Annotated in this window: 10 protein-coding genes; 1 reads left to right on the top strand and 9 read right to left on the bottom strand. The window is 66.3% G+C overall.

What is annotated here, in order from left to right; translation table 11 throughout:
• Positions 1-15: 15 nt before the first annotated feature.
• Both NX068_RS13110 and secA read right to left on the bottom strand, forming a co-directional pair.
• Entirely contained in the window at positions 16-1,365 is a 1,350-nt protein-coding gene (locus tag NX068_RS13110) for a sigma-54 dependent transcriptional regulator (protein ID WP_263461707.1), read from the bottom strand.
• A 587-nt stretch (positions 1,366-1,952) separates the two neighbouring features.
• Entirely contained in the window at positions 1,953-4,682 is a 2,730-nt protein-coding gene (gene secA, locus NX068_RS13105) for a preprotein translocase subunit SecA (RefSeq protein ID WP_263461706.1), read from the bottom strand.
• Between the two features lie 107 nt (positions 4,683-4,789).
• Here secA and NX068_RS13100 point away from each other — a divergent pair, with 107 nt between their 5' ends.
• A complete protein-coding gene (locus NX068_RS13100; RefSeq protein ID WP_263461705.1) occupies positions 4,790-5,221 on the top strand; it encodes a DciA family protein in 432 nt (143 codons plus the stop codon).
• 38 nt (positions 5,222-5,259) lie between these two features.
• Here the strand turns inward: NX068_RS13100 and NX068_RS13095 are convergent, their stop codons facing one another.
• From NX068_RS13095 to murC, 7 genes are all read right to left on the bottom strand, one after another.
• A complete protein-coding gene (locus NX068_RS13095; protein ID WP_263461704.1) occupies positions 5,260-5,448 on the bottom strand; it encodes a hypothetical protein in 189 nt (62 codons plus the stop codon).
• A gap of 28 nt (positions 5,449-5,476) precedes the next feature.
• Positions 5,477-6,403, bottom strand: a complete 927-nt coding sequence (gene lpxC, locus NX068_RS13090; RefSeq protein ID WP_263461703.1) for a UDP-3-O-acyl-N-acetylglucosamine deacetylase — start codon at positions 6,401-6,403, stop codon at positions 5,477-5,479.
• A gap of 280 nt (positions 6,404-6,683) precedes the next feature.
• Positions 6,684-7,832: a cell division protein FtsZ gene (ftsZ, locus tag NX068_RS13085; RefSeq protein WP_263461702.1), complete on the bottom strand. Its 1,149-nt coding sequence runs from the start codon at positions 7,830-7,832 to the stop codon at positions 6,684-6,686.
• 157 nt (positions 7,833-7,989) lie between these two features.
• The gene (gene ftsA, locus NX068_RS13080; RefSeq protein ID WP_068636015.1) at positions 7,990-9,219 is read right to left on the bottom strand and encodes a cell division protein FtsA; all 1,230 of its coding nucleotides are present in this window, start codon (positions 9,217-9,219) and stop codon (positions 7,990-7,992) included.
• On the bottom strand, positions 9,219-10,088 hold the full coding sequence (locus NX068_RS13075) for a cell division protein FtsQ/DivIB (protein ID WP_263461701.1): 870 nt from the start codon (positions 10,086-10,088) through the stop codon (positions 9,219-9,221). Before NX068_RS13075 ends, ftsA begins: the two co-directional genes overlap by 1 nt.
• Positions 10,081-10,995 carry a D-alanine--D-alanine ligase gene (locus NX068_RS13070; protein WP_263461700.1) on the bottom strand — a complete coding sequence of 305 codons (915 nt, stop codon included), beginning with the start codon at positions 10,993-10,995 and terminating at the stop codon, positions 10,081-10,083. The genes NX068_RS13075 and NX068_RS13070 overlap by 8 nt, the downstream gene beginning before the upstream one ends.
• Positions 10,992-12,407 (bottom strand): UDP-N-acetylmuramate--L-alanine ligase, encoded by a 1,416-nt coding sequence (gene murC / locus NX068_RS13065; RefSeq protein ID WP_263461699.1) that lies wholly within the window; start codon positions 12,405-12,407, stop codon positions 10,992-10,994. The genes NX068_RS13070 and murC overlap by 4 nt, the downstream gene beginning before the upstream one ends.
• Positions 12,408-12,435: the final 28 nt, after the last annotated feature.

The raw sequence follows: 12,435 nt of genomic DNA, 5'->3' as shown, positions 1-12,435 counted from the left end.
CCGCCCACGGGCCGGCTAGAGGACGATCTTCAGACGGTCGATCATGCGGTACAAGGTGACCCGGGAAATACCCAGACGGCGAGCCGTCTCCGAAACGTTGTTGCCGTGCGTCTTCAGGCTGGTTTCGATCAGTTCGCGCTCGACCCTGGTACGGATTTCGTCCAGGGTCGGCATGCCCTGCTCCGGTTCCGACGACAGCCCGAGGTCGGTTGGACCGATCAGGCGGCTCTCGGTCATGATCATCGCGCGCTGAACCCGGTTGACCAGCTCTCTGACGTTGCCGGGCCAGTCGTAGCGCATCATGGCCTGGAGTGCCACGCTGCTGAAGCCGCGCACCTGGGGAGCCGCCTGCTCCCGGTGCTCGGCGAAGATGCACTCGGCAAGCAGGGGAATGTCCTCGCGTCGTTCGCGCAAGGCGGGCAGCCCGAGATGCAGGACATTGAGGCGATAGTACAGATCCTCGCGGAAACGGCCTTGGGTGACCGCGCGCACCAGGTCGACATGCGTCGCCGCGATGACCCGGACATCGACTTTCACCCGCTCGGTCGAACCGACCCGGGTGATGCATTTCTCCTGCAGGAAACGCAGCAGATTCGCCTGCATTTCCAGCGGCAGATCGCCGATCTCATCGAGAAACAGAATCCCGCCGTTGGCCGCCTCGATGTTGCCGATCTTGCGCTGGGCGGCACCGGTGAACGCGCCCCGCTCGTGGCCGAACAGTTCGGACTGGATCAGGCTGGGCGCGATCGCCCCGCAGTTCATGGCGATGAAGGGCCCCCGTGCGCGCACCGAATACTGATGAATGGCATGCGCAACCAGCTCCTTGCCGGTGCCGGATTCGCCACCGATCAGTACCGGTGCATCGACCGTCAGGATCTTGTCGATCTGACGATACAGCTGGCGCATTCCGGAGCTCGTCCCCGTCATGCCGTATGCGCCGCACTCGCGGCGGGGTGCCAAGGCATGCCGGCACAGCTCGACCTTGCCATGGGCATGGCCCAGCGTGCACGACAGCCGCTCCCTGTCCAGGGGCCGGGAGTGGAAATCATGGAAACTGCGCAGCAGCTCCGGCTCCAGTCGGTCGCTGTTCAGCAGATCCGGGCCGAGCAGCGCGATCCATTCGATGTCGGGGCGCCGGAGCACGCTCTCCAGCTCACCGAGGGACCAGGGCCGCCCGGAATCGAAGGCCACGAGGCCGATCGGTGGCGGATCGCAACTCAGGGCCTTGCGTGCGGCATCCATCGTCGCCACTCGCTGGAACATCCAGCCGGACAGGTGAAGCGCTTCGAGCTCGGCTATGGCATAGCCAGTACGGTCGAGCACGATCGCCCGCCTCGACGCCTTTACGCACGTCCTGTCGGACATGCCCGCCCTTCCATCGCGCCAGATCGAACAGCATGCTCCGCCATCTGTCTCTCCCGAATCGAGATTCACGGCCGTGACACACACTCGCCTGCCCCGCACAGCTCATGAAGCCATCGCACCGAATTCGCCGGGCAAGGCATCACGTCCCGCCCTCATGCATGGGGCGGGCATGGGGGCGACAAGACGGCAGGCGCGGGCCTTGCGCCCACAGCCATCCGACGAACCTGAAGCCAGATCCGTCTCATGCCATCTTGCAATTCAGTTATGGAATATCGTGATGGAGAGCGTCAAGCAATCAGCAGGCCAGATCATACAAACCGCTGATTCTCATATTTGTTTTTCTTCGTATTGAAGCCGGCGGCGTCGAAAACGTAAAAGAATCCGACACAAAGCCCCTGCAGCCGCCTCGACATCAAGGACTACGGGCGGCGAACACCATGCCCGCCGCACTTGCAGTCTCGTGCATGTGAGTCACCCCAGCCTGAAAACCGGGGCTTCCTCGCCGCGGGCTTGTGAAGCCTTCGGCTCCACGAACGCTTGTCTCGCCGACCCCGCCATGAACGGCAGGGCTTGCGCTCGACCCGTGGTCAGTTCAACTGGCCGTGGCAGTGCTTGAACTTCTTGCCCGAGCCGCAGGGGCAGGGATCGTTGCGGCCGACACGCGGCCCGGCCTGTGCAGGCTGCGGCCCCTTCGCCGCCTGCGCGGCATTGGCGGCAGCCAGCACTTCATCCTGGTCGGCGTGGTGGTATTGCACGTTTTCCAGCGCGGGCGGCGTTTCGGCCTCGTCGAGCTGGGCTTCGGTGCGCACCTGGACCGTCATCAGGATCTTGGTGACGTCGGCGCGGATCGCGTCGAGCAGGGTCTCGAACAGCTCGAAGGCTTCGCGCTTGTATTCCTGCTTGGGGTTCTTCTGCGCATAACCGCGCAGGTGGATGCCCTGGCGCAGGTGGTCGAGCGCGGCGAGGTGCTCGCGCCAGTGCGTGTCGAGGCTCTGCAGCATCACGTTGCGCTCGAACTGATGCCAGGCCGAGACATCCACCAGCGAGGTCTTGGCGGCGTAGGCTTCCTCGCCCGCGGCGACGATGCGTTCGAGCATCTGCTCGTCGTCCAGGCTCGGCTCGACCTTGATCCACTCGCCCACCGGCAGCTTCAGCGCCAGCTCGGAGGCCAGCGCCATCTCCAGGGCGGGGATATCCCATTGCTCTTCGACGCTGTCCAGCGGCACATAGCGGCGGAAGACGTCGTGCAGCACGCCCTGGCGCATCGCCTTGACGGTGTCGGAGATGTCCTCGGTCTCGAGCAGCTCGTTGCGCTGCTGGTAGATGACCTTGCGCTGGTCGTTGGCGACGTCGTCGTATTCCAGCAACTGCTTGCGGATGTCGAAGTTGCGCTGCTCGACCTTGCGCTGCGCCGATTCGAGCGAGCGGGTGACCATGCCGTGCTCGATCGCCTCGCCTTCGGGCATCTTCAGCCGCACCATGATCGCGTTCAGGCGCTCGCCGGCGAAGATCTTCATCAGCGGATCTTCCAGCGACAGGTAGAAGCGGCTGGAGCCCGGGTCGCCCTGGCGGCCCGAACGGCCGCGCAGCTGGTTGTCGATGCGGCGCGACTCGTGGCGCTCGGTGCCGATGATGTGCAGGCCGCCGGCGGCGATCACCTGCTCATGCACCTTGGCCCAGTCCTCGCGCATCGCGGCGATCTTCGCTTCCTTCTCTTCGGCCGGCAGCCCGTCGTCGTCGCGGACCGCGGCGACGGGGCGCTCGATGTTGCCGCCGAGCACGATGTCGGTACCGCGGCCGGCCATGTTGGTGGCGATCGTCACCACCCCCGGGCGGCCCGCCTGGGCGACGATCTGCGCTTCGCTGTCGTGCTGCTTGGCGTTGAGCAGCTGGTGCTCGATGCCGGCCTTCTTCAGCAGGCTGGAGAGGAATTCGTTGGTCTCGATCGAGGTCGTGCCCACCAGCACCGGCTGGCCGCGCTGCACGCAGTCGCGGATGTCCTCGATCACCGCGTCCCATTTCTCCTTCGCGGTGCGATAGACCTTGTCGTTCTCGTCCCTGCGCTGGGTGGGCTTGTTGGTCGGGATCACCACCGTTTCGAGGCCGTAGATCGAGTGGAACTCGAAGGCTTCGGTATCGGCGGTACCGGTCATGCCGGCCAGCTTGCCGTACATGCGGAAGTAGTTCTGGAAGGTGATCGAGGCCAGGGTCTGGTTCTCGGCCTGGATGCGCACGCCTTCCTTGGCCTCGACCGCCTGGTGCAGGCCGTCGGACCAGCGCCGGCCGGCCATCAGGCGGCCGGTGAATTCGTCGACGATGACCACTTCGCCGTTCTGCACCACGTAGTGCTGGTCCTTGTGGTACAGCGCATGCGCGCGCAGCGACGCGTACAGGTGATGCACCAGCAGGATGTTGCCCGGATCGTAGAGGCTGGTGCCTTCGGCCAGCAGGCCCATGCGCATCAGGATCTGCTCGGCGTTCTCGTGGCCGTCCTCGGTCAGCAGCACCTGGTGCGACTTCAGGTCGACCGTGTAGTCGCCCGGCTCGGTGATGTTGTCGCCTTCGCCTTCCTGCCTTTTCAGCAGCGGCGCGACCTGGTTCATCTTCAGGTAGAGCTCAGTGTGGTCCTCGGCCTGGCCGGAGATGATCAGCGGCGTGCGCGCTTCGTCGATCAGGATGGAGTCCACCTCGTCGACGATGGCGAAATTCAAGGCGCGCTGCACCCGCTCGCTGGCCGCATAGACCATGTTGTCGCGCAGGTAGTCGAAACCGAACTCGTTGTTGGTGCCATAGGTGATGTCGGCCGCGTAGGCCGCCTGCTTCTGGTCGTGCGACATGCGCGACAGGTTGCAGCCGGTGGAGAGGCCGAGGAAGCCGTAGATCCGTCCCATCCACTCGGCGTCGCGGCTGGCGAGGTAGTCGTTCACCGTGATCACATGCACGCCCTTGCCGGACAGCGCGTTCAGGTAGGCGGGCAGCGTGGCGACCAGGGTCTTGCCCTCGCCGGTGCGCATTTCGGCGATCTTGCCGTTGTGCAGCACCATGCCGCCGACGAGCTGGACGTCGAAGTGGCGCATGCCATGCACGCGCTTGCCGGCCTCCCGCACTACCGCGAAAGCCTCGGGCAGCAGCATGTCGAGCGCCTCGCCGTTCGCCACGCGTTGCTTGAACTCGGCGGTCTTGCCGCGCAGTTCCTCGTCGGACAGTGCGGAGATCGTCGGCTCGAGCGCATTGATCTTGCGCACGGTCTGGGAATACTGGCGGACGAGGCGGTCGTTGCGACTACCGAAGATTTTCTTGAGCAGGCCGGAGATCATGTTGGAGGTGGACGTCGATTCGGCAAAGGCGCGAGTTTATCATGCCGTACAGGGTGCCCCACTGCGCACCACGGCACGACCTCCCGCATTCCTCTTTCCCACGCCCCATGAGCCGCCCCCTCCATCGTTTTCTCGGCAGCGTCGAATCCCTCGCCCGCCTGCAGGACCACGCCGCCCGCCTGCGGCGGCTGCAGGGCACGCTGGAAGCCGTGCTGCCCCTGCAACTAGCCGAGCAGTGCCACGTCGCCAACCTGAAGGACGACGTGCTGGTCATCACCACGCGCAACGGCGCCACCGCAGTGCGGCTCAAGCAGATGCTGCCCAGCCTGCAGGAGCACTTCCTGCGTGCCGGCCACGCGCTGGGTACGATCAGGGTCAAGGTCGGGACGCCGGAGCAGCGGGCCTGGCGTCCGCCGGCGACGGAGCGTCACATATCGGCCGACGCCAAGGCCAGTCTGTCGGAATTCGCCGCCTCGCTGCCGCCGGATTCACCCTTGCGCGAATCTCTCGAGCGCCTGGTCAGGCGCGGGCGCGAGTAGCGGCAGGGAAAGTGGCGGCCCAAGGCCGCCAGGGCCGTTCAGATCATCGGCACCAGCACACGCTCGATGGCGAACAAGGCCAGCACGGCCAGCAGCAACACGACGACGATGCGGAAAGCCTTCCACGCCCACAGCTTGTAGCGCGGATTGCCGGTGAGCAGCCACAGGATCACCGAGCCGCCGATGCCGAGCACCGCCAGCAACAGCAGCAGACGCATGATTAGCATCGGCGCTGCTCCGTGATCGTGGCCGGCATCAGGCCTGGGCCGGCAGGACGTCGCCGAACTGGTGGACGACGGCCGGCGGCGTGGCCTTGGGCTGCTCGAAGCTGACGATTTCCCAGGCTTCGCGGTCTTCGAGCAGCACGCGCAGGATCTGGTTGTTCAGCGCGTGGCCGGCCTTGTGTGCCGCATAGGAGGCCAGCAGCGGATGGCCGCACAGGTAGAGGTCGCCGATGGCATCGAGCACCTTGTGCTTGACGAACTCGTCGGCGTAGCGCAGGCCCTCGGCGTTGAGCACGCGGTACTCGTCCATCACGATCGCGTTGTCGAGGCTGCCGCCGAGCGCGAGGCCGTTGGACTGCATGAACTCGACGTCCTGCATGAAGCCGAAGGTGCGCGCGCGGGCGACGTCGCGGATGTAGGAGTGGGTGGCGAAATCGACCTTGACCGACGTCGCCGTGCGGTCGATCGCGGGATGGTCGAAGACGATGGAGAATTCGAGGCTGAAGCCGTCGTAGGGATCGAGGCGCACCCACTTGTCGCCTTCGCGGTATTCGACCGGCTTCTTCACGCGCAGGAACTTCTTCGGCGCCTTCTGCTCCTCGATGCCCGCCGACTGCAGCAGGAACACGAAGGGCGCGGAGCTGCCGTCGAGGATGGGGATCTCGGGCGCATCGACGTCGACGTGCAGGTTGTCGATGCCGAGGCCGGCCAGCGCCGACATCAGATGCTCGACGGTGCCGACCTTCTCGCCGTTCTTCTCCAGCCCCGAGCACATCCGCGTGTCGCAGACGGCGTAGGGATCGGCCGGCAGGGTCAGCGGCGGATCGAGATCGACGCGGTGGAAGACGATGCCGGTGTCCGGTGCCGCCGGACGCAGCACCAGCGTCACCTTGCGCCCGCCGTGCAGACCGACGCCGGTGGCCTTGACGATGGATTTGAGGGTGCGCTGCCTGATCATTGTTAAATTCCTTATATCGGCCAGCAGTTTAGCACGCACCCGCCGACGGTACGGACTATGGGTGCAATGCAGCAAAGCTGTTGCACGGACATACCTGCCGCCGTTCAGCGCCTCTCCCCGTTCGCGGGATGGGCTGTGGAAACGGGGAACAGGCATGCGACCACCTGCCGCCCCAAGACGAAACGGGCATCTGCCGCGAACCGGAGGCGGCGGTTCGCGGCAGATGCCCGTCGGACGCCGGACGCTGCAGAGCAGCGCCCGGCACCGGCGCAGACGGCGCTCAGTCGGCCTGGCGGCGCAGGAAAGCCGGGATGTCGTAGGTGCCGACGCCGCTGGTGCTCATCGCTTCGACCGTGGTGCGGCGGCCGGTGCGCATCACCGCCGGCACGTCGAGGCTGTTCATGTCGACCGCGCCGCTGCCGCCCATCGCCGGACCGTAGGTACCGGTGCCCTTCACCACTTCCATGATCGGCTGGCGGGCCGAACGCGGCGCGCCGAGGCCGGTGGCGACGACAGTGATGCGGATGCGGTCTTCCATGCTCTCTTCGAACACCGTGCCGTACTTGACGAAGGCTTCCGGCGCGGCGAAGGCCTGCACGGTCTTCACCGCGTCACGCACTTCGGACATCTTCAGCGACTTGCTGGCGGTAATGTTGATCAGCACGCAGCGCGCGCCCGACAGCTCGGTACCTTCGAGCAGCGGCGACACCGCGGCCTGTTCGGCGGCGATGCGGGCGCGGTCCATGCCGGCGGCTTCGGCCGAACCCATCATCGCGCGGCCCATTTCGGCCATCGCGGTGCGCACGTCCTGGAAGTCGACGTTGACCAGGCCGGGCACGTTGATGATCTCGGCAATTCCGCCGACCGCCGAGCGCAGCACGTTGTCGGCCGAACGGAAGCACTCCTCGAAGCCGGCATCGTCGCCATAGACGTCGAGCAGCTTGTCGTTGAGCACGACGATCAGCGAATCGACGTGGCGGGTCAGCTCCTCGACGCCGCTTTCGGCGACGCGGATGCGGTTCTCGAAGTCGAAGGGCTTGGTCACCACGGCGACGGTCAGGATGCCCATCTCCTTGGCAATCTCGGCCACCACCGGAGCAGCGCCGGTGCCGGTGCCGCCGCCCATGCCGCCGGTGATGAACACCATGTGCGCGCCTTCCAGCGCGGCGGCGATCTCCTCGCGCGACTCCTGCGCCGCAGCACGTCCGGCTTCCGGCTTGGAGCCGGCGCCGAGGCCGGTGCCGCCGAGCTGGACCTTGTGCGACGCCAGGCAGCGGTTCAGCGCCTGCGCGTCGGTGTTGGCGGTGATGAAATGCACCCCCTTCACCCCTTCACGGATCATGTGGTCGACGGCATTGCCACCCGCGCCACCGACACCGATCACCTTGATGACCGTACCGGACGGTTCCTTCTCAACGATTTCAAACATTTGCCTCGCCTCCTGGATTAACGGCCCTGCTCAACAACGAATACCGATCCGCCTGCATCTAGTAAATTCCGGAAAGTGTAATACTAAATACGGGCTGCCAAATCGGCCTTAATACAAAATGACACCATGACAAAATTCCTGGACTTTTCGCATCCGTTCAGAAATTGCGTTCGAACCACGACTTCATGCGGCCGAAAAACTGTTTCACGCTGCGCGTGTCGCGTGCCTGGAAACCCCGCCGGCGCTGCGCCGCGCCTTCCATGACCAGACCCATCGCGGTGGAGTAGCGCGGCTGGCAGACCACGTCCGCCAGGCCGCCGTCGTACTGCGGCGCGCCCACGCGCACCGGCATGTGGAACACGTCCTCGCCCAGCTCGGCCATGCCGCGCATCACCGCCGAACCGCCGGTCAGAACGATGCCGGACGACAGCAGTTCCTCGTAGCCGCTGCGGCGCAGCTCGGCCTGGACCAGTTCGAACAGCTCGGACACGCGCGGCTCGATGACGTCGGCCAGCGCCTGGCGCGACAATTTGCGCGGCGGCCGGTCGCCCACCCCGGGCACTTCGATCATCTCTTCCGGGTCGGCCATCTGGTGCATCGCCACGCCGTGGCGAATCTTGATCTCCTCGGCCTCGGCGGTCGGCGTGCGCAGCGCCATGGCGATGTCGTTGGTGATCTGGTCGCCCGCCACCGGAATCACCGCGGTGTGCCGGATCGCGCCCTGGGTGAACACCGCGATGTCGGTCGTGCCGCCGCCGATATCCACCATGCACACCCCCAGCTCCTTCTCGTCCTCGGTCAGCACCGCATAGCTGGAGGCGAGCGGCTGCAGGCTCAGGTCCATGACTTCCAGGCCGCAGCGGCGCACGCACTTGATCACGTTCTGCGCCGCCGACACCGCGCCGGTGACGATATGCACCTTCACTTCCAGGCGCACGCCGCTCATACCGATCGGCTCGCGCACGCCGCCCTGGCCGTCGATAATGAATTCCTGGGTCAGGATGTGCAGGATCTGCTGCTCGGCCGGAATCGGCATCGCCCGCGCGACCTCGATCACCCGATCGACGTCGGTCGGCGTGACTTCCTTCTCCTTGATCGCCACCGTGCCGCTGGAGTTGAAGCTCTTGATGTGGCTGCCGGCGATGCCGGTATAGACGTCGTGGATCTTGCATTCGGCCATCAGCTCGACCTCCTGCAGCACGCGCGAGATCGCATCCACCGTGGCTTCGATATTGACCACCACGCCGCGCTTGAGGCCGTTGGTGGGCTGGGTGCCCAGGCCGACGACGTTGAGCCGGCCGTCGGGCCGCACCTCGGCGACCATGCAGGTCACCTTGGTCGTGCCGATGTCGAGTCCGACGATCAGTTCCTTGTATTCCTTGCTCATTACCTGCCCTTTCTGCCACTTTGCGGCGCGGCCTGCAGCAGCACCGTACCGTCGGCCGGCGTCAGCGCAAATCCGCTCGGGTAGCGCAGATCCGCTACCTTGATGTCGATGTCGACCTGCTCGCGCACCCGCGGCCACACCGCGATGAAGCGCTTGAGCCGGTCGGCGAGTAGAGACCTTTCCTGCTCGCGGCCGAGCATGATCACTAGGCCGTTGTCGAGCTTGAGCTGCCATGCTTGACGCGCCGACAGCACCAGTCCGACCAGTTGCACGCCCATCGGCTGTAGCAGTTCGGAAAATTCGCCGTAACGTGCCAGCAGCCAGCCCGACGTGCCCTGTGGGCCGTCGAAATGCGGCATGTCGGCGTCGCTGGCGGCAACGAAGACTTCGCCCTGTACATTCACCAGCCGCGCGTCGCCGCTGTCGGACACCGTCCAGTAGGCCACCGCCTGATGCTCCTCGATGCGCAGTTCGAGCGCATCGGGCCAGCGCCGGCGCACTTCGGCCTTGCGCACCCAGGGCAGCTTCTCGAACGTCGCTTTCACCGCCTCCAGATCGACGGTGAAGAAGTTGCCGTCGATCGCGGTGCGCGCGGCGTACTCGAGTTGCTCCTCGGTGACCTGCGTCGGCGGCGTCAGCACCACGACCTCGCCGATCGGGAACAGCGGCCGCGACACGAACCAGATCACCAGCGCCCAGCCCAGGCCGACCGCCCCCAGCAGGGTCAGCAGGTCGGAGATCAGGTTCAGCAGCGCCGGCCTGTGCCACAGCCCCTTGCCGTCGCGCGCCGCGGCCGCCCGCGCCGCCGGTCGGGCGGAACGGATGGCGGCAGGACGAACGGCCGCGGGCCGGGCACCGACTTCAGCCAAGACGGGCTCCTTCGAGAATCTTCAGGCACAGGGCGTCGAACTCCAGCCCGGCCACGCGCGCCGACATCGGCACCAGCGAATGGCTGGTCATGCCGGGCGAAGTGTTCATTTCCAGCAGGTAGGGCTTGCCTTCGGCGGTCAGGATCAGGTCGCCGCGGCCCCAGCCGCGGCAGCCGAGCACGCGCGCGGACTTCATCACCAGTGCCCGCAGTTCGGCCTCCTGCCCGGCCGGCAGGCCGCAGGGGCAGTCGTAGCGGGTGTCGTCGGTGAAATACTTGTGCTGGTAATCGTAGTTGCCGTTCGGCGCGACGATGCGCACCAGCGGCAGTGCCTGGTCTTCGAGGAAGGGCGCGGTCAACTCCTGGCCCTCGATGAATTCCTCGGCGATCACCAGGCTGTCGTAGCGCGCCGCCAGCTCCCAGGCCGCCTGCAACTGCTCCGCGACGACGACCTTGGTCGCGCCCATGCTCGAGCCTTCATGCACCGGCTTGACGTAGATCGGCAGGCCGAGCTCGGCCACCACCGCATCCCAGTCGGTGCCGGCATCCAGAATCGCGTAGCGCGGCGTCGGCAGGCCGCAGGCCAGCCACACCATCTTGGTGCGCCACTTGTCCATCGACAGCGCCGAAGCCATCACGCCGCTGCCGGTGTAGGGAATGCCCATCAGCTCCAGCGCACCCTGTACCGTGCCGTCCTCGCCGCCGCGGCCGTGCAGGGCGATGAAGGCGCGCTCGAAGCCTTCGTCCTTCAGCGCGTGCAGGTCGCGTTCGGCCGGATCGAAGGCATGCGCATCCACGCCGGCGCCCTGCAGCGCGGCCAGCACCGCCCGGCCGGACATCAACGACACCTCGCGCTCGGCCGACGTTCCGCCGAACAACACCGCCACCTTGCCGAACCGCGCCTTCACGTCACGTCCTCGATCGATGCGAGCTTGCCCGGCACTGCGCCGATGCTGCCCGCGCCCATGGTGATCACCACGTCGCCGTCGCGCGCGGTGGACAGAATCATCTTCGGCATGTCGGCGATGTCCTCGACGAACACCGGCTCGACACTGCCGGCGACGCGTATCGCACGCGCCAGCGAGCGCCCGTCGGCGGCGACGATCGGCGCCTCGCCGGCGGCATAGACTTCGGCCAGCAGCAGGCCGTCGACCGAGGACAGCACCTTGACGAAGTCCTCGAAGCAGTCGCGCGTGCGGGTGTAGCGATGGGGCTGGAAGGCCAGCACCAGGCGCCGGTCCGGAAAAGCGCCGCGTGCCGCGGCGATCGTCGCCGCCATTTCCACCGGGTGATGGCCGTAGTCGTCCACCAGCGTGAAGCTGCCGGCCTCGTCGCCGTCCAGATCGACCAACTGCACTTCACCGTAGCGCTGGAAGCGGCGGCCGACGCCGCTGAAATCCGCCAGCGCCTTGACGATGGCCTCGTCCGGCACCTGCACTTCGGTCGCCACCGCGATCGCCGCCAGCGCATTGAGCACGTTGTGCATGCCGGGCAGGTTGAGCTCGATCGGCAAGCGCGTGGTCGTGCCATTGACCCGTACGCAGTCGAACAGCATCCGGCCGCCGTCGGCACGCACGTTCTCGGCGCGGATGTTGGCGCTCGGCGACAGGCCGTAGCGCACGATCTGCTTCGACACCTGAGGCATGATCTCGCGCACGTTGGCGTCGTCCTCGCACAGCACGGCGACGCCGTAGAACGGCAGCCGCTGCAGGAAATCGACGAAAGCCTGCTTGACCCGGCCGAAATCGTGGCCGTAGGTGTCCATGTGGTCGGCGTCGATATTGGTGACGACCGCGACCATCGGGCTCAGCAGCAGGAAGGAGGCATCGGACTCGTCGGCCTCGGCCACCAGGTATTCGCCCTTGCCGAGGCGCGCGTTGGCGCCGGCGGCGTTGAGCCGGCCGCCGATGACGAAAGTCGGGTCGATGCCGCCTTCGGCGAGGATGCTCGCCACTAGCGAGGTGGTGGTGGTCTTGCCGTGGGTGCCGGCGATGGCGATGCCCTGCTTGAAGCGCATCAGTTCGGCCAGCATCAGCGCGCGCGGCACGATCGGGATATTGCGCTCGCGCGCCGCCACCACTTCCGGGTTGTCCGCCTTGACCGCGGTGGAAGCCACTAGCACGTCGGCGCCGGCGACGTTGTCGGCCGAATGGCCGCGCATGACGCGGGCGCCCATCTTCTGCAGCCGGCGCGTCGCGGCGTTGTCGCCGAGATCGGAGCCGCTCACCGCATAGCCCTGGTTCACCAGCACTTCAGCGATGCCGCTCATGCCGGAGCCGCCGATGCCGACGAAGTGGATGTTCCTGACCTTATGCTTCACGGCCATTACCCTCATGGCGATCGAGCGG

Source organism: Thauera carbonicopians (assembly GCF_025699485.1).
GTDB lineage: Bacteria > Pseudomonadota > Gammaproteobacteria > Burkholderiales > Rhodocyclaceae > Thauera.
Note: the sequence above shows the minus strand (reverse complement) of the source record. Positions and strands in the feature narration are given on the sequence as shown.